The 265-nt window shown below is 47.9% G+C and carries 1 protein-coding gene; it reads left to right on the forward strand.

Annotated elements, in window-relative coordinates; genetic code table 11:
* The coding region (locus tag ACFQ8T_RS21680; RefSeq protein WP_430548514.1) for a hypothetical protein at positions 1-262 on the forward strand (262 nt) is incomplete at its 5' end.
* Positions 263-265 lie beyond the last annotated feature (3 nt).

The following is a 265-nucleotide window of genomic DNA, read 5'->3' on the forward strand; positions in this document are numbered from 1 at the left end:
ATTTTCTATGCCAAAAGAACTAGAAGAAAAAGAAGAAAAATCGTCTGCTGAAGAAACACCGAAAAAAGAGGAACAGGAGGACGCGCCAAAATGGGCAAAGAATCTGCTACAGGACATCCAAAACCTGATGGGAACAAAGGAACAGCCGCAGGGACAAGCACAGGAAATTCCAGTACCGGAACCGCCAAAAGTGGAGGAACCGGAGGAAGAGGAACAGCCAGCACCAAGCAAAGCGAAAACGCTCCTCGGGTGGTTATGGTAGATG

It is taken from the genome of Isoptericola sp. NPDC056618 (genome assembly GCF_042792715.1).
In the GTDB taxonomy this organism is placed as follows: Bacteria; Actinomycetota; Actinomycetes; order Actinomycetales; family Cellulomonadaceae; genus Isoptericola; species Isoptericola nanjingensis.